The 19586-nt window shown below is 58.2% G+C and carries 18 protein-coding genes; 9 read left to right on the forward strand and 9 right to left on the reverse strand.

Translation table 11 applies throughout. The annotated features are described in order from the left end of the window. Nucleotides 1–48: 48 nt before the first annotated feature. On the reverse strand, nucleotides 49–636 hold the full coding sequence (locus ABLU67_RS18125) for a common pilus major fimbrillin subunit EcpA (protein ID WP_004848092.1): 588 nt from the start codon (nucleotides 634–636) through the stop codon (nucleotides 49–51). A gap of 153 nt (nucleotides 637–789) precedes the next feature. After that, on the reverse strand, nucleotides 790–1332 hold the full coding sequence (locus tag ABLU67_RS18130) for a helix-turn-helix transcriptional regulator (protein ID WP_014228101.1): 543 nt from the start codon (nucleotides 1330–1332) through the stop codon (nucleotides 790–792). 927 nt (nucleotides 1333–2259) lie between these two features. Between ABLU67_RS18130 and phnC the strand changes: the two genes are divergently transcribed. The 4 genes from phnC (at nucleotide 2260) to phnE (ABLU67_RS18150) (ending at nucleotide 5886) form a co-directional block, all read left to right on the forward strand. Continuing rightward, nucleotides 2260–3102 (forward strand): phosphonate ABC transporter ATP-binding protein, encoded by an 843-nt coding sequence (gene phnC, locus ABLU67_RS18135; RefSeq protein ID WP_254539663.1) that lies wholly within the window; start codon nucleotides 2260–2262, stop codon nucleotides 3100–3102. 23 nt (nucleotides 3103–3125) lie between these two features. Beyond that, complete coding sequence (gene phnD, locus ABLU67_RS18140) at nucleotides 3126–4067, forward strand: phosphonate ABC transporter substrate-binding protein (protein ID WP_029946925.1); 942 nt, start codon at nucleotides 3126–3128, stop codon at nucleotides 4065–4067. A gap of 68 nt (nucleotides 4068–4135) precedes the next feature. Continuing rightward, nucleotides 4136–5008 carry a phosphonate ABC transporter, permease protein PhnE gene (phnE, locus tag ABLU67_RS18145; protein WP_025107218.1) on the forward strand — a complete coding sequence of 291 codons (873 nt, stop codon included), beginning with the start codon at nucleotides 4136–4138 and terminating at the stop codon, nucleotides 5006–5008. Next, nucleotides 5005–5886 (forward strand): phosphonate ABC transporter, permease protein PhnE, encoded by an 882-nt coding sequence (gene phnE, locus ABLU67_RS18150; RefSeq protein WP_254539664.1) that lies wholly within the window; start codon nucleotides 5005–5007, stop codon nucleotides 5884–5886. Before phnE (ABLU67_RS18145) ends, phnE (ABLU67_RS18150) begins: the two co-directional genes overlap by 4 nt. A 99-nt stretch (nucleotides 5887–5985) precedes the next feature. On the opposite strand, the gene ABLU67_RS18155 is transcribed toward phnE (ABLU67_RS18150), so the two are convergent. Continuing rightward, nucleotides 5986–6648 carry an HAD family hydrolase gene (locus ABLU67_RS18155; RefSeq protein ID WP_025107220.1) on the reverse strand — a complete coding sequence of 221 codons (663 nt, stop codon included), beginning with the start codon at nucleotides 6646–6648 and terminating at the stop codon, nucleotides 5986–5988. A 110-nt stretch (nucleotides 6649–6758) separates the two neighbouring features. Further along, the gene (locus tag ABLU67_RS18160) at nucleotides 6759–7568 is read right to left on the reverse strand and encodes a sulfite exporter TauE/SafE family protein (protein ID WP_047724339.1); all 810 of its coding nucleotides are present in this window, start codon (nucleotides 7566–7568) and stop codon (nucleotides 6759–6761) included. Between the two features lie 100 nt (nucleotides 7569–7668). Here ABLU67_RS18160 and ABLU67_RS18165 point away from each other — a divergent pair, with 100 nt between their 5' ends. Beyond that, nucleotides 7669–8466 carry a helix-turn-helix transcriptional regulator gene (locus ABLU67_RS18165; protein ID WP_048261344.1) on the forward strand — a complete coding sequence of 266 codons (798 nt, stop codon included), beginning with the start codon at nucleotides 7669–7671 and terminating at the stop codon, nucleotides 8464–8466. Nucleotides 8467–8473: 7 nt separating this feature from the next. Here ABLU67_RS18165 and ABLU67_RS18170 read toward each other — a convergent pair whose 3' ends face one another. Genes ABLU67_RS18170 through ABLU67_RS18180 form a run of 3 tightly spaced genes read right to left on the reverse strand, consistent with a single transcriptional unit; the run spans nucleotide 8474 to nucleotide 12593 of the window. Further along, a complete protein-coding gene (locus ABLU67_RS18170) occupies nucleotides 8474–10261 on the reverse strand; it encodes an aryl-sulfate sulfotransferase (protein ID WP_254539665.1) in 1788 nt (595 codons plus the stop codon). 23 nt (nucleotides 10262–10284) lie between these two features. Then, nucleotides 10285–11028, reverse strand: coding sequence for an ABC transporter ATP-binding protein (locus ABLU67_RS18175; RefSeq protein ID WP_014837530.1), 744 nt, complete (start codon nucleotides 11026–11028; stop codon nucleotides 10285–10287). After that, nucleotides 11025–12593 (reverse strand): ABC transporter permease, encoded by a 1569-nt coding sequence (locus ABLU67_RS18180; protein ID WP_224294209.1) that lies wholly within the window; start codon nucleotides 12591–12593, stop codon nucleotides 11025–11027. The genes ABLU67_RS18175 and ABLU67_RS18180 overlap by 4 nt, the downstream gene beginning before the upstream one ends. A 222-nt stretch (nucleotides 12594–12815) precedes the next feature. On the opposite strand from ABLU67_RS18180, the gene ABLU67_RS18185 reads away from it, so the two are divergent. Then, a complete protein-coding gene (locus ABLU67_RS18185; RefSeq protein WP_202019240.1) occupies nucleotides 12816–13883 on the forward strand; it encodes an ABC transporter substrate-binding protein in 1068 nt (355 codons plus the stop codon). Here ABLU67_RS18185 and ABLU67_RS18190 read toward each other — a convergent pair. Further along, nucleotides 13880–14824 (reverse strand): LysR family transcriptional regulator, encoded by a 945-nt coding sequence (locus ABLU67_RS18190; RefSeq protein WP_201993599.1) that lies wholly within the window; start codon nucleotides 14822–14824, stop codon nucleotides 13880–13882. The genes ABLU67_RS18185 and ABLU67_RS18190 overlap by 4 nt on opposite strands. Nucleotides 14825–15154: 330 nt before the next feature. On the opposite strand from ABLU67_RS18190, the gene ABLU67_RS18195 reads away from it, so the two are divergent. Then, nucleotides 15155–15718 (forward strand): NlpC/P60 family protein, encoded by a 564-nt coding sequence (locus tag ABLU67_RS18195; protein ID WP_025107227.1) that lies wholly within the window; start codon nucleotides 15155–15157, stop codon nucleotides 15716–15718. A 61-nt stretch (nucleotides 15719–15779) separates the two neighbouring features. On the opposite strand, the gene phoE is transcribed toward ABLU67_RS18195, so the two are convergent. Then, a complete protein-coding gene (gene phoE / locus ABLU67_RS18200; protein ID WP_004129421.1) occupies nucleotides 15780–16832 on the reverse strand; it encodes a phosphoporin PhoE in 1053 nt (350 codons plus the stop codon). 290 nt (nucleotides 16833–17122) lie between these two features. On the opposite strand from phoE, the gene proB reads away from it, so the two are divergent. Next, nucleotides 17123–18226 carry a glutamate 5-kinase gene (proB, locus tag ABLU67_RS18205; protein WP_004848066.1) on the forward strand — a complete coding sequence of 368 codons (1104 nt, stop codon included), beginning with the start codon at nucleotides 17123–17125 and terminating at the stop codon, nucleotides 18224–18226. A gap of 10 nt (nucleotides 18227–18236) precedes the next feature. Continuing rightward, nucleotides 18237–19490 (forward strand): glutamate-5-semialdehyde dehydrogenase, encoded by a 1254-nt coding sequence (proA, locus tag ABLU67_RS18210; protein WP_014228088.1) that lies wholly within the window; start codon nucleotides 18237–18239, stop codon nucleotides 19488–19490. Nucleotides 19491–19586: the final 96 nt, after the last annotated feature.

Below are 19586 nucleotides of genomic sequence, written 5' to 3' on the forward strand. Positions count from 1 at the left end.
CCGTGAAATAAGGCAGGGGGAGCCCCCCTGCCTGGTGCTACGAGAGGATCAGCTGGTCCAGGTCGCGTCGAACTGTACGCTGACGTCGCCGCTCCAGATACCTTCCGGCAGCGTGCTGTAGTCAGTAACGGCAGTGGTGCCATCGGTGGTGCCGCTGATGATGGAGAACGTGAAGCCGTCCTGAGCGGTGGTGCGACCGGCGACGTTATAGCCGTTAGACAGCGCGCTGAGGTTGCCGCCCAGGGTGCCCGCCGCGGTGTCGATCATGGTGGTGTCAGCCGTTTTTTCGACCGCAGCGCCGTTGTAGTCAACGCCCACGCTCAGGGTGGAACCAGAGGTATCCAGCTGAGTCAAGGTGTTGGTGATCAGACGAGAGGTCAGCTTGAATGCGGTCGCGGTGGCGTCACCTTCGATAGCCACATCAAACAGGCCTTTCTGTGAGTTAAAGCCTTTAACCCCTTCGGCATACTGGAAAGCCAGGCTGCCCAGCGGAGTCACCACCAGCTTGCTGGTAGTGTCTTTTTTGGCGGTTGCGGACCAGGTAGCGACTGCCTGAGCAGTAACGTCAGCTGCCTGAGCGACACCCATACCGGCAAACGCGGTTACCAGAGCAATTGCAAGAACCTTTTTTTTCATAGCTTTTTCATCCTGAGTTTATTAAGGGACCTGATGTCCCACGTCTGTGTGCATTCCCGCCATAGTTCAGGCCGCATCATTATTATCTGCGACGCAAATTATTTTGGGCGTTACGACCTGGTGCACAATTTTAAAAACAACGTTTATTACTAATTACAGCGCTAACTTATATATCTTTGAATACAGTTTGGCCTCGGCATTTCGCCGATGGGTATAAACCGTTTTCACACTACAATTTTCAATCTTGGCAATAGATTTCGGGTGCATTCCCTGTGCCGTCATCCGAATTATTTGCATTTCCCTGTTGGTAATTTTGTCTTTCTTTATATCTTTACGTAGAAAACGGCCGTTGATAACGTATGCCAGCTCCTGACGAATATCCTTGGCTAAGTCCACATAGACCACGCCACGAATAGCACCATTGTAATACCAGTAGTTGGCCAGCGCTTCCGAGCGCCTCGCGGCAATTAATACAATTTGCTTGCCTTTCATTTCAGCCAGCCACTCGCTATCGCGGCGGATAAAATAATTCAGCGAACTGGCGCTAAGATTAATAAATACAAACTCCCGGCGTACCTTTTCAAGCGACAGGTAAATCAGGTCATCAATATCAATAATTAGCTCAGCGAGTCCTTTTAAAAAATAGCTGTCATGCGCTGGCCAGATGCACTGGTCCAAAGAATATTTATAATCCATATAAAGTTAAACCCCATAGTCCTGGAAATCTTGAACGTATCACAACACTGCTGATAGCCCAGGCCTGCAAAGTCTAAGTCAGCAAATTCCCTCTTTAATATATTCAATCAAAATTCAAAATAGTATTGCTAGAGATAAAGAGCACTAAATGACTTGCTTGTTTCTTGTGTTACCAAATTTAGGATTTTTCTCCATGTGTGTCAATAAGTGCGCAAAGGGCTAATTACCGACCAGGTCAATTTAAGTCAGAAGAATAAAAATAAGGATATTGAGTTAAACACAAAAATCATTGGTTTTCATACGGTTATTGGTGGGATATGCGTAGATTCTTAAGTGAATATTATATGTTCCAGGATCTTAGCCATTAGTTGTTAAGACTATTCTTAACCTCACTTTTATTTAAAAAAGCGAAAAAACCGAATAAATTCAAAAAATAAGAACATAAAACCAATAAACAACACAAAATCAGTGGTTAATTTCATTAATTAGCGTAAATAATGGAATTACACGCCGCACAAAAGGGATAGTCACCGACTAAAAATTTTCCGCCGCGAATCGTAATCCAGTACCTGAAGATTATCTACTCGGTTAAACCGACTCAGATATAAGAATTGCACGAGCGTCCAGAGTCGTCCCGTTGTACCCGCGGCGATAGCATTACCCGGCTAATGTCGCATAAAACGCGTCATCTTTATCAGATGAAATACGTATCATTATTAATCTCATGCGCTATCGCGTATTAAAGGTAGGCAGAGTATTCTCAGATGCCCGATTGCTGATGCAAAAGTGTGATCTATGACGAACTTTTTTTCCAACAAATAGGCCAGCTTTCGCATCCGTTCACTATTTGTTCGCCTTACTGTCATCCGGCAGTCATATAAAACACCATTAATAGTGCCCAGTTTACTGACGAACCTGGACGCATTTATGAACAGTTCCCTGGCTGCGGTGGCAGAAACCGATTATCAACCGTTTACGCCGCCCTTTATCGACAGGCAGCGTAAGGTCCTGAGCGTACGCAACCTGAGCAAATCCTACAGCGCGCAGCAAACCGTACTGGACGGCATCAGTTTCGATCTTCATGCGGGCGAGCTGGTTGGCGTCATTGGCCGCTCCGGCGCCGGAAAGTCAACGCTTCTGCACGTACTGAACGGTACCCACAGCGCCAGCGGCGGCGAGATCCTCAGCTATCCGGAAGTGGGTACGCCGCAGGACGTATCAAAGCTGTCGGGCCGCGCGCTAAACGCCTGGCGCAGCCAGTGCGGTATGATTTTTCAGGATTTCTGCCTGGTCCCGCGTCTCGACGTTTTGACCAACGTGCTGCTGGGTCGCCTGAGCCAGACCTCCACCCTGAAATCATTATTCAAAGTTTTCCCCGACGCGGACCGCGCCCGCGCCATCTCCCTGCTGGAATGGATGAATATGCTGCCGCATGCGCTACAGCGGGCGGAAAACCTCTCCGGCGGGCAGATGCAGCGCGTGGCGATTTGCCGGGCGCTGATGCAAAACCCGGGTATTTTGCTGGCCGATGAACCGGTCGCTTCTCTCGACCCGAAAAATACGCAGCGGATTATGAATGTCCTTCGCGAAATTAGCGAACAGGGTATCAGCGTGATGGTAAACCTGCATTCGGTGGAGCTGGTGCGTGAATATTGCTCGCGGGTCATCGGCGTAGCCAAGGGCAAGATTATTTTTGACGATCATCCCACGCAGCTGAATCAGGATATTCTGCATCGGCTGTACGGCGATGAAATTAGCCAATTGCATTAAATTTCACTCACACGGGCAAAATAATGAAAAAGTACATCACTGGCGCAGTTCGTTTATCCGCAGCGGTTGCAGGCATTATGATGGCGTGGCAGGCAGGCGCTGCTGAACAGCCGAAGGAATTAAATCTGGGCATCCTTGGCGGTCAGAACGCAACCCAACAAATTGGTGATAACCAGTGCGTTAAACAGTTTCTTGATAAGGAGCTGAAGGTCGATACAAAATTACGTAACTCTTCCGACTATTCCGGCGTGATTCAGGGATTGCTGGGCGGAAAAGTTGACGTGGTCTTAAGTATGTCGCCGTCATCATACGCTTCCGTTTATATTAACAACCCTAAAGCTGTCGATATTGTCGGGATTGCCGTAGATGATAAAGATCAGTCCCGCGGCTATCACTCGGTGGTGATTGTCAAAGCCGACAGTCCGTATAAAAAGTTAGAAGATCTGAAAGGCAAAGCGTTTGGCTTCGCCGATCCGGACTCCACTTCCGGCTTTTTAATTCCCAACCACGCCTTTAAACAGCAGTTCGGCGGCACGTCGGATAATAAATATAATAACTTCTTCTCCAGCGTGACCTTCTCCGGCGGCCACGAGCAGGATATTCTGGGCGTGCTGAACGGTCAGTTTGCCGGCGCGGTGACCTGGACCTCGATGGTGGGTGATTATAATAGCGGCTACAGCGTCGGCGCCTTCAACCGACTGATTCGCATGGATCACCCGGATTTGATGAAGCAAATCCGCATTATATGGCAATCGCCGCTGATCCCGAACGGCCCAATCCTGGTCAGCAATTCCCTGCCTGCTGACTTTAAGGCCAAAGTCGTCACCGCGATTAAAAAGCTGGATACCGACGATCACGCCTGCTTTATCAAAGCGATGGGCGGCACGCAGCATATCGGCCCGGGCAGCGTAGCCGATTTCCAGCAGATCATTGATATGAAACGCGAACTGGTTACCGCGCGTTAATCCCGCCCTGACGCCGTCGCCCGGCCAGTCTCGCGGGCGGCGGCGACTCGTTGAAGACACAGCGACGCATGAATAATACCCATACCGAATTCGAACGCTATTACCAGCAGGTCCGCTCGCGGCAAAAGCGCGACACCTTTAGCTGGTCCCTGCTGCTGCTGGCGCTCTATTTTGCCGCCGGCAGTATGGCCGAGTTTAATCTCTTTACTATCTGGCACTCGCTGCCCAATTTTCTCGATTACATGTTTGAGACGCTGCCGACGCTGCACGTCGCCGACCTGTTTGCCGATTCGCACACTAAAGGCTCTCTGGCTTACTGGGGCTATCGTCTGCCCATTCAGCTGCCCCTTATCTGGGAAACGCTGCAGCTGGCGCTGGCGTCCACGCTGGTGGCGGTGGCGATTGCCACCCTGCTGGCGTTCGTTGCGGCCAACAACGCATGGTCCCCTGCCCCGCTGCGTTTTGCCGTCCGCGTGCTGGTGGCTTTTCTGCGCACCATGCCGGAGCTGGCGTGGGCGGTGATTTTCGTGATGGCTTTTGGTATCGGGGCGATCCCCGGCTTTCTGGCATTAATGCTCCACACCATCGGCAGCCTGACCAAGCTGTTCTATGAAGCGGTAGAGAGCGCCCAGGATAAACCGGTACGCGGCCTGGCCGCCTGCGGCGCGTCGCATCTGCAGCGTATCCGCTTTGCCCTGTGGCCGCAGGTGAAACCCATCTTTCTCTCCTACGGCTTTATGCGCCTCGAAATTAACTTCCGCTCCTCAACGATCCTCGGGCTGGTGGGCGCGGGCGGCATCGGCCAGGAGCTGATGACCAATATCAAACTGGACCGGTACGATCAGGTCAGCATCACGCTGCTGTTGATTATTATCGTGGTATCGCTGCTGGATATGCTATCCGGCCGCCTGCGGCAGTGGGTTCTGGAGGGGAAAAAATGAGTCAGTGGCAAAATCAACCGGATATCGCCGCCAGCCGTCGCCAGCATCGGCATTTATACCAGGCCCAGGAGCGCTATCTGCGCTACGTCGGCCTGCTTGCGCTGGCCAGCGCCCTCTACTATGTCTGGTTCTTTATGCAGTTCGGCATCAGCGGCGAGCAGCTCGCCACGGGGCTGCAGCAAATCAGCCGCTATCTGCTACGGATGTTCGTCTGGCACGACTTTTTCAACTGGCCGTTTCGCTATTACTTCACGCAAATCGCCATTACCCTGGCGATTGTTTTCGCCGGGACGCTTACCGCGACGGTCATCGCCCTGCTGCTCTCGTTTCTGGCGGCGCGGAATATTATGCGCGGCGTGATTCCGGGAACGATCGCCCTGCTGATGCGCCGGTTGTTCGACGTGCTGCGCGGTATCGATATGGCTATCTGGGGGCTGATTTTTGTCCGCGCCGTGGGGCTCGGGCCGCTGGCCGGGGTGCTGGCGATAATTATGCAGGATACCGGGCTGCTGGGCCGTCTGTACGCAGAGGGACACGAGGCGGTTGACCGCTCGCCGGGACGCGGCCTGACGGCGGTGGGGGCGAACGGTTTGCAGAAGCACCGTTTCAGCATTTTTACCCAGTCTTTCCCGACGTTCCTGGCGCTGAGCCTGTATCAGATTGAATCGAATACCCGTTCCGCCGCGGTGCTCGGCTTTGTCGGCGCGGGAGGCATTGGCCTGATTTATGCGGAAAATATGCGTCTGTGGAACTGGGACGTAGTGATGTTTATTACCCTGCTGCTGGTGGCGGTGGTGATGGCGATGGATACGCTGTCCGCCTGGCTGCGCCGCCGCTATATCGGCGGCAGCGCGGTGCCGCTGTTTAAAGCTGATTAGTTTTTCCCGGGAGGCGGTGCTGCGCACCTGTCCGGGCTACCCAAACGGCACGAAAAAGTAGCCCGGGTAAGGCGTTTACGCCGCGACCCGGGGGAAAAATCACAGCCGCCACGCCAGCACCGGCCACTGGTGCTGCGCGTTCGCCGCCGCCAGCTGCGGGCACGGATTGACCAGCCGTACGCGATCGGCATGCAGGCACAGCGGCAGGTCGTTGATCGAGTCGGTGTAGAAGGTCACCTCCCCCGAGTATTCAGGATGCGCCTGTTGCCACTGCGCCAGGCGCACCACCTTCCCCTGCTGATAGCTCGGCGTACCGGCAATCACGCCGCTATAGCCGCCGTCGGCCATCTCAACGTCAATCCCCAGCGCCTGTTCGATACCCAGCTGCGCCGCCACCGCCTGCACCAGCAGGCTGACCGAGGCCGAGATCACCAGCATCTGCTCGCCTTTAGCCTGTAAAGTCCGAATCAGATCCCACGCCTGGGGATACACGCGCGGCATAATCTCGTCGCGCACGCAGCGCGCCAGCAGCGCGTCCACCTCCCGCTTTGCGACGCCAATCAGCGGCGCCTGAATCAGAGCCACATAATCGGCGATATTCATTTCGCCGCGGTCGTAGTCATCCATCAGCATCGCTTCCCGCGCCAGGTAATCGGGATCGTTTACCCAGCCTTCGCGCACCATAAAGCGGCTCCACAGCGTACTGCTGTCGCCCTTAATTAACGTATTATCCAGATCGAAAATGGTCAGCGTTTTACCCATCGTTTATTTTCCTTTATCGGCCACGGCGTCTCGCGAGAGCATGCGCAAGAAAAATGACAGCAGAATGACCCGGGCTACTCTCGGATGGATGCGCAGCGCCGCGTCCCTCATTATCCCCACACGCTCATCACCAGCAGTACGGCAATCAGCAATAGCGGATAAATTCGCACATGCCAGCGGTCCGGTAAACGCGCCAGCCAGCGGGAGGCGATTTTTAACCCCAGCCAGCTTCCCGCCACCAGCTGCGCCGCCGCCGACAGCCAGATATTGCCGACAAACCCATTCGGTAACGCCACCGGCGAGAGCCAGGCCATCAACAGCCAGGTTAGCGTCGCCGTTGCCGCCAGAGGCAGCGTCAGCACGTTGGCCATCCCCGCCGCTTCAGCCATCAGCACGCCGCGACGGCGCATCAGAGGGACGGTCATCACGCTTCCACCCACGCCGAGAAAAGAGGCGATCAGGCCAATGATCCCCCCTACCGTTAGCTCATGCGGCACCGTCGGTATCACCCGGCGGGATGGCGGGGTCATAAATCCGGCGCGAAGGTAGCAATCGGCAACGGTTGCCAGCAGGTAGATAACGAACAGCCAGCGGATCCACGCCCCGCTCGCCTCAAGCGCCAGCAGCGCGCCCGCCGTTCCGCCAACGGCAATGCCGGTGAGCATGGCCCATAAGCGGCGCCAGCGGAGGGTACCGGTACGCGCGTGTCGCCAGCTCGCCAGCAGCGCGGAGCAAAGCATGACCAGCGCCGAGGTGGCGACGGCGATGTGCATCGCCTGTTGCCCGACGACGCTTTGCGCGCCCCACGCGCCGGTCACCAGGAAATAGAGCAGCGGGACGGTCACGAAACCGCCGCCGAAACCAAAGAGCCAGGTGGTCACGCCCGATAGTATGCCGCACAGAAAAAGCCAGTCGCTCATTAGCACTCCTCCACAAAAGGAGGTAACGATATAGAATAACGCCGTGGCCGGCTTACGCTTTAAAGCCAATCTATTACGAATTTCAGCCAGGGCTATCTTCATGCGCAACGTTGCGATTAATGACGTCGACCATCTTCCTCGCCGGGTACTGGCGCTGGGCAGCGACTATCCGCCCAACACGCTTCTGGAGCGACATAGCCACCGCCGGGCGCAGTTTCTGTACGCCATGCACGGATTAATGAAGGTCGAAACGGACGACGGCCAGTGGCTGGTGCCGCCGTTCAGCGGGGTCTGGATCCCGGCGACGAAACCGCATCGCGTCTGGATGCCCGGCGTCAGCACCCACAGCCTGTATATTGACGCGCGGGACGCCCCGCGGGAAAGCGAACGCTGCGAAGTCTTACAGGTTTCTCCGCTGACCCATCAGTTGCTGCTGGCCGCCTGTCAGCTACCGCTGCTGTATGACGAGAGCGGGCGCGATGCCGCCCTGATTGCGCTACTGCTCCATGAACTGCGCGCCGCCGCACCGCTGCCGATGTTTACGCCGCTTCCGCAGAACAGCCACCTCGCGGCGCTATGCGGCGATTTTCAGCGCCAGCCGAGCATCCGCAGTACGCCGCAGCTGTGGGCGCAAAAACTGAGTAAAAGCGTACGCACGTTTAATCGTCTGTTTCGCCGGGAGACCGGGATGGCGTTTTGCGACTGGCGCCAGCAGGCATGCCTGATGTACGCCATGACGGCGCTGCGCGAGGGGCGTTCGGTTACCGAAGTCGCGCTCAGTCTGGGCTATGAGTATCCGGCCGCCTTTACCGCGATGTTCCGCAAAGCGATGGGCTATTCGCCGCTGGCGTTTATCCGCCAGATAAACGGCGGACCGGCACACGCCAGCCCGCCGTAGTCGCGGATTACCCGGCTGCGCGATGGAGCCAGTCGAGCAGCGCGTCCACCGAGAGCTGCGCAGGCGCGCGGGATGCTGGCTGCCCCGGTTTAATCAGCAGCAGCGTCGGCAGGCCGCGCACGCCGAGGTCGCCCGCCAGATCCTGATGCCGGTCGGCATCCAGATAGCGCGTATCCAGCTGAGCAAGCCGCGGGCTGAGCTTTTCATGCGCCAGCAGCTGCCAGAGCTTGCGGCAGTGCACGCAGCGTTCCGCGCCGACGAACAGCAGCACCGGCCATTCGCTCTCCAGCTCGCCCGCCGCGCTTATCGGCGTGAACGCGCTTTCCGCGACGCGGAACAGCTTCGGACTGCGGCGCAGGGTATCGTTATCGGTTGCCACGCACAGCGCATCGGCGCTTTTACTGTACGGCTGTACGCCCGCCACCCGCACCACGCTCTGCGCCGGTCCCGCTGCCGCCGCGCCGGGCTGGCGCAGGGTTCGTACATCGACCGCCGCAATCGGCGTCTCCTGCGGCTGCGCCAGCTGCGGGATCCAACCGTAGGGAATGCGGTAGGCGCGATAGACCATATTGTTGTTCAGGGTCTTGCCCCAGAACGGCGAAATATATTCCCAGACAATTTCGTGGTCGCGGGTCACTTCAAAAATGCGCCCGTTCGATCCTTCGTTAATCAGGGTATTGCCGTTTTCCAGGCGCTGCATATTGCTGATGTAGGGGCTGTAAAAGCGGTACGAATCGGTTGGCTGCGGCAGATCCGCTTCATAGGGCGAGTAGCGCCATTCGATATCGAGGGTCAGCGGGTTGATCTCCAGGATCCGTGAATAATCGCGCCATGCGTTTTTCACCCCGTCCGCCGACGCCGGATTCGGCGCGCCGTATCCGGCCCAGCCGCCGTTATCGAAAATCAGGATATTGCCCGCGCCCGGCAGCCCCTGCGGGATCATATGCGCATGGTGCTGGCCGATGATCCAGCCGATGTGCTTCAGCTCCGGTTTGCTGTAGTCCGGGCCCAGCTGCCAGACGATCTTGCCGCTCTGTTTGTCGATAATGGCAATAATGTTGGATTCGCGGGCGTCCCAGATAATGTTGTCGGGATGAAAACGCGTATCGCCGGCGTCGTACCACTTATTCGGCCCCAGCGCCGACATCGAGTTGATATGCATCCAGTCGCCCATTCCGCCGCCGCTGGCGCGCATATTCGGGTTTTTGTAGAGCGCGGTGCGCGCCGCATCGTCGAAGCCCAGCTCGTGAAAATGGTCGCTGCAGCGCCACTCCCACACCACGTTACCCTGCCAGTCGACTTCAATAATGGTGTCGTCCAGCAGCAGCTTGTCGGAGATCGCTTCATTCACCAGATTGGTGTGGGCGAGGATCAGGGTATTGCCGCCATCCACCTGCGGCTCCAGCCCCGGCGCGTAATAGCCCACCGGGTTGCCCGCCCGCTGATAGTCATGATGCGCGCGCGCCATCCAGCGCGTGGCGTTGCCGGGATCGCTCACCTGCTCGTAGCGGTCGAATTTCCAGGTGACGTTGCCTTCCCAGTCCACCTGGATCAGATCGAGCATATCCTGCATGCCGTAGCGCGGGTCGCGCTCGCCGCTGTGGCCAAGGATTGCGCCGCCGGGCAGGATTTTATTGGGAAACCCGTGCAGTTCAGGCCATTCGCGCACCACGCGGCCGTTCATGTCCACCAGCACCGCGCCGTGTTCGGTGGCCTGGAAAAGGGTATAGCCGCTCCAGGCGCGCTGCGGATCGTAGAGGGTGGCGCCGGTCGGGTAGACGGAAGGATGTCCCATATGTTGCTCCTTAAATAATAGAATCAGGCAGAAGTAATCAGGTTGCGAATCTGGCGGCAGGCGGCGGTAAACGCGGCATCATCGCGCTGGCGCGGATGGGGCAGCGCCAGGCTTACCACTTCCCGTATCCGCCCCGGACGCGGCGAAAGCACGACGACGCGATCGGCCAGGGCGACGGCTTCTTCCACATCGTGCGTCACCAGCAGCGTGGTGGTTCCCGCGCGCTGGTGGATCTGTAAAAGTTCCTGCTGCAGGGTGTGGCGCGTCAGGGCATCCAGCGCGCCGAAAGGCTCGTCGAGCATCAGGATCTGCGGACGGGCCACCAGGCCGCGGGCAATGGCCACCCGCTGGGCCATGCCGCCGGAGAGCTGCGCGGGCAGCGCGTTGACGAATTCGCTGAGCTGCACGCGCTCCAGCATTTCCAGCGCCCGCTGGCGCTTCGCCGCCCGGCTGAGCTTTTCATCCGCCAGGCCGAGCATCACGTTGTCGAGCACGTTAAGCCAGGGAAACAGGCGCGGCTCCTGAAACACAATGCCGCGCTCTTTGCCCACGCCGGTGACCGGCTCGCCATTAATGCAAATATCGCCCTGGGTCGCTGATTCAAGGCCTACCAGCATCCGCAGCAGCGTCGATTTACCGCAGCCGCTGCTGCCCACCAGCGCCACCAGTTCACCGGCGGCGATATCCAGGCTGAAATTCTGTAGCGCCGTCACCTGTTGCCAGGATTTACGCACGTGGCGAAAAGAGACCAGGGTTGAAGAGGTCATAGCTGCTCCTGTTGACGCCAGCGGGTGGCGCGCATTTCCAGTAAACGTCCGGCTTTATCCAGCGCCGCGCCGGTAATACCGACCAGCACCATGCCGCAGAGAATGGTGGGCATATCCAGCAGCTGCTGGGCATTGATCATCAGGCTGCCGATGCCGACGCCGGAGGACATGAAATATTCCGCGCCGATATTGCCAAGCCAGGCGTAAATCAGCGCCAGCCGCAGACCGGCGAAGATCCCCGGCGCCGCGCCGGGAAGAATAACCCTGCGCAGGCGCGCTAACTCGCCCAGGCGCAGTACCCTGGCGACTTCGTCGAGCTGCGGGTTACGCTGAAGCACGGCCTGCAGGGTGCTGAAGAACATCGGAAAGAACGACGCCAGCGCGATAAAAACGATTTTGCCGCCGTTATCGTTGCCCACCCATGCGGTCAGCAGCGGCAGCCAGGCAAACAGGGCGATATGGCGCAGCACGTTGAGCGTGGGCGTGAAGATTTGCCCGGCGCGCGGGCGCAGCGCCAGCAGCAGTCCGCAGAGCAGGCCCCCCGCAATCCCCAGCGCGCCGCCGACAAAGGCTCGCCCGAGGCTTGCCAGCATCGCCGCGGTCAGCTCCCCGCTCAGGGCGCCCTGAATAAAACGCGTCGCCACCGCCAGCGGCGAAGAGAACAGCGCACCATCGATCCAGCCCCACGAGCTTGCCAGCTGCCACAGCGCCAGCAGGACCAGCGGCAGCTGCAGCGCCCGCCAGCTGGCCTGCGGTTTCCACGCCAGGCGTCCGGCGGCAGGCTGCGGCCAGAACACCAGACGGGTACAGGCGCGGTTCGCCGCCCACTCCATCAGCATGCCGCTCAGCCCCACGACCGCAATGGTGACGAAGACGATATCCAGCTGAAACAGCTGGCGACCCCAGACCATCAGGTAGCCAATGCCTTCTGAAGAGGCCAGCAGTTCGACGACGATAAGCGACACCCAGGCCTGCGATAGCGCCAGACGCAGGCCGGTAAACCAGCCCGGCAGGCTTGCGGGGATCACCAGCCAGCGCAGCCGCTGCCAGCGGGAAAAGTTCATCACCTTTGCGGCTTCGCTCAGGGCCTGCGGCACGCCGGCCACCGCCTGCTGCGTGTTAATGGTCATCGGCACTACGGTGGTTTTGATGATAACCGCCAGCTTGAGGCCGTTATCAATCCCGAACAGCACCATAAACAGCGGGATCCAGCCGAGCGTCGGGATTTGCGCCAGCGCGTAGAACAGCGGTTCCACCCGCTGCGCGGCGGCCGGCACCAGGCCGAACAGCGCGCCGAGCAGCGTCCCAGCGATAGCGCCCAGCAGCAGGCCAAGCGCCAGATGCTGAAGGCTGAATCCCCATTGCGCCAGCAGATCCCCGCTCAGCAGCGATAGCGCGGTATCGGCAACCACCGACGGCGCGGGCAAAATTTGCTCCGGCATCCATCGTTCGCGGGCGGCGATGACCCACAGCAGCAGCAGTAACGCAGGCAGCAGCCACGGCCAGCCGTTAAGCCTGAAGCCCGGCCTGCCTGGGGCATCGGTTCTTAAGATCATCTGCGACATATCGGTCCACTTTTCGGCAAGTTATGCCGCTATCAAAACGTGACTTCTCCTTCGCCGCCATTGCGTAAGGCGAATAATCCCGATGCATCGAATGCATTTCAGCCTGCCGGGCGCGCGGCGTTTGATTTAGCTTTTTTTCACCCAAGCTTGGCGAATAAAAGCATTTAACACGCAGCCCGTTGGCTCTTTAGGGTGAGAAAAAACTCAGGAGAGCAACACGTTATGATGAAAGCATTTTTTAGCCGCACCGTGCTGGCGCTGGTGGCGGTTATCGGCCTGGCGGCCAGCGCGCAGGCCGAAGCGCTGCGTACCATTCGCATCGGCGTACCGGACCAAAGCGCGGGCAGCAAGCCGTTTATTGAGGGGCCGGTCGGCATGGCGTTTATCCGCCATCAGCTGGAAGAGGTGTTTAAGCCGCAGGGCGTGGAAGTGCAGTGGCAGTTTTTCAAAGGCGCCGGTCCGGCGGTAAATGAAGCATTAGCCAACCGCCAGCTGGATTTTGTCTACCTCGGCGATCTGGCGGCGATTATCGGTAGGGCCAACGGGCTGCCGACGCGCCTGCTGCTGGGCAGCCGGGGTTCGGAATCTTACCTCGCGGTGACCAAAGCTTCCGGGATTAAAACCCTCGCCGATCTGAAAGGCAAACGGGTGGCGGTTTATCGCGGCACGGCGGACCAGCTGGCCTTTGACCGGGCGCTGCAAACCGTCGGCCTCAACGAGCGCAGCCTGCAGGTGATCAACCTCGACTGGAACGCCGGCAAAGCGGCGCTGGCGGCCGGTCGCGTCGATGCGGTGTGGGGCGGCGTTTCGCTGCTGGCGCTACGCGGCGATAAGATTGATGTGGTCGTCAAAAGCGGTGACTCCGGCCGCCAGAACACCACTCAGGCCGGGTTCCTCGGCACGCAGACGTTTATAGACGCCTGGCCGCAGGCGACCCAGCAGATCGTTAACGTGTTGGTGAAGAACGCCGCGGAAATCAGCGACCCGGCCAATCGCGACGCCTGGTCCGCCGAGATGGCGCAGCAGAGCCAGATCCCGCAGGCGCTGTTTCTCGAAGAGCTGCAGCCGCAGGATCTGAACTTTACCACCTCGCCGCGTATCGATCCGTTCCTGACCGACAGCTTTAGCAATAGCGTCGAACAGGCTAAATCCGGGCGGCTAATCCGCAGCGCTTTTGACGTCAGCCAGTGGGTAGACGGCCAGTTTGTCGAGCAGGCGCTGAAAGCCCAGGGGCTGGAAAACCGCTGGCCGCAGTACGATGCCAAAGGCCAGGCGAAAAACGCCGGTTAACCCCTATCCTCCTGCGCCAGCAGCTGAAGCTGATGCTGACGATCGGTATGAAGGATAATCTCAATCAGCTTCTCCACCAGCGGCGGCTGGGCCGCGTGAACCGGAGAGATAATGGCAAACCGGGTCTGCATCAGCCGCCACTCCTCAGGCAGATCGCTGAGCTCCAGCTTAACCAGCCGATGGCTGTGCTGACATAGCGCGAAGCCGTCCTCGCTGGCAAAGCTAATCGCATTAGTCTGCGCGAGGGTGGCAAGCAGCGCGTAGATATGATCGCACTGAATCGCCGGGGTAAAGTCCTGCTGCTGGCTGAGGGTCGCCAGCACCTTGCGCACGCCCGGCGGCAGATAGGGGGCGGCAAAGGGGTAGCGCAGCATCGCCTGGATAGAGACCGGCCCCTGTTTGGCCAGCGGATGATCGGCATGGCAGACGAAAAAGCAGCGCTGCGGGCTGAGCGGCTGCACGCGCAGCTGCGGGTCGAGCTCGGCCTGCCAGCTGTCGGCGACCACAAAAGGGTAGAGCTGAGAGGTCAGCGCCTGATGCAGCGCCAGCCAGTTATCAATCTGAAAGCTCACCCTCGCCTGCGGCAAAAGGCGATGAAACTCGCCGACGGCGGCCGGAATCAGCCTTGCGGCAGGGGCCGGGCCGCAGCCAAAAGCGACCTCGCCGTTTTGCGCATCATCCGCTTCGCGCAGCTGGCTGCTGAGCTCCACGTTCAGCTCCTGAAAGCGGCGGGCGTAGGGCAGCAGCTTTTGCCCGTGCAGGGTGAGCGTCGGTAGCTTGCTCTGGCGATCGAATAACGGATGGCCGACGCTCTGCTCCAGCGCCTGAATGCTGCGGCTGAACGCCGACTGCGACAGGCACACCGCCTCCGCCGCGCGATTAAAACTGCCGTATTCAACTAACGCGACAAAGTTGCGCAGTTGACGAAAATCCAGATGCATTAGCCCGCCCCACTCTCTCTTTTAGTCTACAAAAGTACTGGAGGGCAGCGTGGCGGCGCAATGGTGGGATGATGAGGATCTTTCACCTTGCGCTGAAGCGGAACAGACGCGCGACACGCGGATATTTGTGAAATATTGTTTCACAGAGAAAAAGTTTATTAATGGAAAATGAGGCGCTCCCGGCGAAAATAAAGACCGCCGATGTTCACCGCGTATCCGACCTATATTATTTACGTAAGGTTTCGTAAATTTTGCTTTTGGTCATTCTGAGGCCGTAGCGAATCGGCTATAAAATATCACGGCCCGTTTTCAGTGACGAAAAACAATGATATGAAGCCCAGACTCTCTCACGCGCTATTATTTGTTCCTTTTTTGCTTTTGGCAGGATGTTCATCCTCATCGAAACCGCATAAAACCGCCGCCCAGAGTAGCCACGCGACCATCGACGGAGGTTCTGACGATCTGATCCCGGTGATCGCCGCGCTGCACGATCAGATGCATACCTGGGAGGGAACGCCCTACGAATGGGGCGGGACGGAGCAAAGCGGGGTCGACTGCTCCGGGTTTGTCTGGCGTACGCTCAAAGATCGCTTCAACCTGCCGATGGAGCGCATCACCACCCGCGAACTGCTGCATATGGGAGAACGCGTGAGCCCGCGGCAGCTGCGGCCGGGAGATTTGGTTTTCTTCCGCATTAAAGGCGGCATGCACGTCGGCTTCTATGATACCGACCGTAATTTCCTCCATGCCTCCACCAGCCAGGGCGTGATGCGCTCTTCGCTGGATAATCCGTACTGGCAATCGGTATTTTATCAGGCGCGCCGACTACCGAAGGAATATAACGCGCAGATCACGATGAATAACGATAATCTGCATCTGGCGAAAAACCGTTAATCAGCAAGAATAAAGCCGCCCTGTCACCACGGCGGCTTTATTGTTTTTTACCGGCGACGGCTTAGAACTGGTAGGTCATACCAACAGCGACGATATCGTCATCGTTGATCCCGAGCTTATTATCGCTCTTCAGCTGGTTGATTTTGTAATCCACAAAGGCGTTCATGTTTTTGTTGAAGTAATAGGTCACGCCAACGTCAATGTAGTTGACCAGGTCTTCGCTCCCCACGCCCTCAATATCCTTGCCTTTTGACAGCACGTAGCCCAGGGACGGACGCAGGCCGAAATCGAACTGGTACTGCGCCACGGCTTCAAAGTTCTGCGCTTTATTGGCAAAACCGCCGCTGATTGGCGTCATTTTGCGGGTTTCTGAGTACATGGTCGCCAGGTAGATATTATTGGCGTCATATTTCAGGCCGGTCGCCCAGGCTTCCGCTTTTTTACCCGTGCCGCGGGCCAGCAGGTTCTGATCGTTCGTGCGATCGGAGCTGGTGTAGGCCGCGCTGACGGCGAAGTCGCTGCCGCCGAAGTCGTAGCTTAAGGCTGTACCGAAGCCGTCGCCGTTCTGTTTCTTGGCTTCACGGCCTTCGTTTTTACCCTGATATTGCAGAGTCAGGTCCAGGCCATCCACCACGCCGAAGAAGTCGGTATTGCGGTAGGTTGCCAGGCCGCTGGCGCGTTTGGTCATAAAGTTATCGGTCTGCGCGGAAGAGTCGCCGCCGAATTCCGGGAACATATCGGTCCAGGCTTCGACGTCGTACAGCGCGCCGAGGTTACGACCATAGTCAAATGAACCGTAGTTTTTGACTTTCACGCCGGCGAACGCCAGACGCGTTTTCTGCGAAGAGTCGCTTTCAGTTTTGTTGCCGGAGAACTCCGATTCCCAGCGGCCGTAGCCGGTCAGATCGTCGTTAATCTGCGTTTCGCCTTTGATGCCGAAACGAACGTAGGTCTGGTCGCCATCTTTGCTGTCATAGTCGCTCATATAGTGCATCGCTTTGACTTTGCCGTAGACGTCCAGTTTATTGCCGTTTTTATTATAAACTTCTGCCGCCTGCGTAGCCGAAGAAGCAATAAGACCCATCATCATTAATGCCAGTGAGCTCTTTTTCATTATTCAGTCCTGGTGATTTATTTATACGCGCTAATCAATTCCGGGCGGAAGCCCCGTCAAAAACTGCAGGTTTTTTAACGCTCTAATATTAAAAATTTATGACAATATGGAACTTTTTCTAAAAAAGGGTATTAAATTATTTCCGTCATGAATGTGTCACACTTCCCCGCCAGAATGCCCGATCCGCGCAATGAAGTGGTTCGTCCACCACGCCAGGTGTTGGCAAGCGGGCTGACTCCTGTTACAACATCAACTCGATATCGAAACTCCTTTTTGAACGGCAGAGAATCATGAGTGATAGCCAGACGCTGGTGGTAAAACTGGGCACCAGTGTTTTAACGGGCGGATCCCGCCGCCTGAACCGCGCCCATATCGTTGAATTAGTGCGCCAGTGCGCGCAGCTGCACGCGATGGGTCATCGAATTGTGATAGTCACCTCCGGGGCGATCGCCGCCGGACGTGAGCACCTCGGCTACCCGGAACTGCCCGCGACCATTGCGTCGAAACAGCTGCTGGCGGCGGTCGGCCAGAGCCGTCTTATCCAGCTGTGGGAACAGCTGTTTTCTATTTATGGTATTCACGTCGGCCAGATGCTGCTGACCCGCGCCGATATGGAAGACCGCGAGCGTTTTCTCAACGCCCGCGATACCCTGCGCGCGCTGCTGGATAACAATATCGTGCCGGTCATTAATGAAAATGACGCCGTGGCGACCGCCGAGATTAAAGTCGGCGATAACGATAATCTTTCGGCGCTGGCGGCGATTCTCGCCGGCGCCGATAAACTGCTGCTGCTGACCGATCAGCAGGGCCTGTTCACCGCCGACCCGCGCAATAACCCGCAGGCCGAGCTGATTAAAGACGTTTACGGCATCGATGACGCTCTGCGCGCCGTCGCGGGCGATAGCGTGTCCGGTTTAGGTACCGGCGGTATGGGCACCAAGCTGCAGGCCGCCGACGTCGCCTGCCGCGCGGGCATCGATACCATCATCGCCGCCGGTAGCCGTCCGGGGGTGATTGGCGACGTGATGGAGGGCATCTCCGTCGGGACCCGCTTCCACGCCCAGGAATCGCCGCTGGAAAACCGTAAGCGCTGGATTTTCGGCGCGCCGCCGGCGGGCGAAATTACCGTGGACGCCGGCGCGACCCAGGCAATTCTCGAACGCGGCAGCTCCCTGCTGCCGAAAGGGATTAAAACCATCACCGGCAACTTCTCGCGCGGCGAAGTGATCCGCATTCGCAGCCTTGAAGGCCGCGATATCGCCCACGGCGTCAGCCGCTATAACAGCGATGCGCTGCGCCGCATCGCCGGGCAGCACTCGCAGCAGATCGATGCCATTCTGGGCTATGAATACGGCCCGGTCGCCGTCCACCGTGACGACATGATTATCCGTTAAGGAGCTGAAAATGCTGGAACAAATGGGCATTGCTGCCAAAGCGGCCTCGTACAAACTCGCGCAGCTTTCCAGCCGCGAAAAGAACCGGGTGCTGGAAAAGATTGCCGACTATCTTGAAGCGCAGACCGACGCGATCCTGCGGGCTAACGCTGAGGATCTGGCGGAAGCGCGCGCCAACGGTTTGAGCGAGGCGCTGCTTGACCGCCTGGCGCTCAACCCGGCGCGCCTGAGCGGGATTGCTAACGATGTTCGTCAGGTCTGCAGCCTGGCGGACCCGGTCGGTCAGGTAATCGACGGCGGTCTGCTGGACAGCGGCCTGCGCATTGAGCGTCGCCGCGTGCCGCTGGGCGTGGTGGGCGTAATTTATGAAGCCCGTCCGAACGTGACCGTCGACGTCGCCTCTTTGTGCCTGAAAACCGGCAACGCGGCGATTCTGCGCGGCGGTAAAGAGACCTGGCGCACCAACGCCGCCACGGTGAAAGTGATTCAGCAGGCGCTGCAGGAGTGCGGCTTACCGGCGGCCACCGTGCAGGCGATTGAGAGCCCGGATCGCGCGCTGGTCGGCGAGATGCTGAAGATGGATAAGTATATCGATATGCTGATCCCGCGCGGCGGCGCAGGTTTGCATAAGCTGTGCCGCGAGCAGTCGACGATCCCGGTGATCACCGGCGGTATTGGCGTCTGCCATATTTATATCGACCACTCCGCCGACGTTGCCGAAGCGCTGAAGGTTATCGTTAACGCCAAAGTGCAGCGCCCGAGCGCCTGTAACTCGGTCGAAACGCTGCTGGTGCATCAGGATATCGCCGAACGCTTCCTGCCCGCGCTGAGCAAGCAGATGGCGGAAAGCGGCGTCAGCCTGCACGCCGATGCGGCCTCCCTGCCCGCGCTGCAAAACGGCCCGGCCAGCGTAGAGCCGGTGAAAGCGGAGCAGTATGACAATGAGTATCTGTCGCTGGATCTGAACGTGAAGGTGGTGGCCGATCAGGATGAAGCGGTAGCGCATATTCGCGAGCACGGCACCCAGCATTCTGACGCCATCCTGACGCGCACCCTGGGCAACGCGAACCGCTTTATCAACGAGGTGGATTCCTCTGCGGTGTACGTCAACGCCTCTACCCGCTTTACCGACGGCGGCCAGTTTGGCCTCGGCGCGGAAGTGGCGGTCAGCACCCAGAAGCTGCACGCGCGCGGCCCGATGGGCCTGGAAGCCCTGACGACCTATAAGTGGATTGGTTTCGGCGACGATACCATTCGTGCTTAATGCTAATTGGGTGATGCAAAAGTAGCCGTTTGATTCGCAAGGGCATTGACGCATCACCCACTTAGTTTTAACCTTCTATCCCGTGCTTACGCTCGT

The sequence above is a fragment of the Klebsiella sp. GN_Kp190 genome (genome assembly GCF_040061795.1).
Classification (GTDB): Bacteria; Pseudomonadota; Gammaproteobacteria; order Enterobacterales; family Enterobacteriaceae; genus Klebsiella; species Klebsiella michiganensis.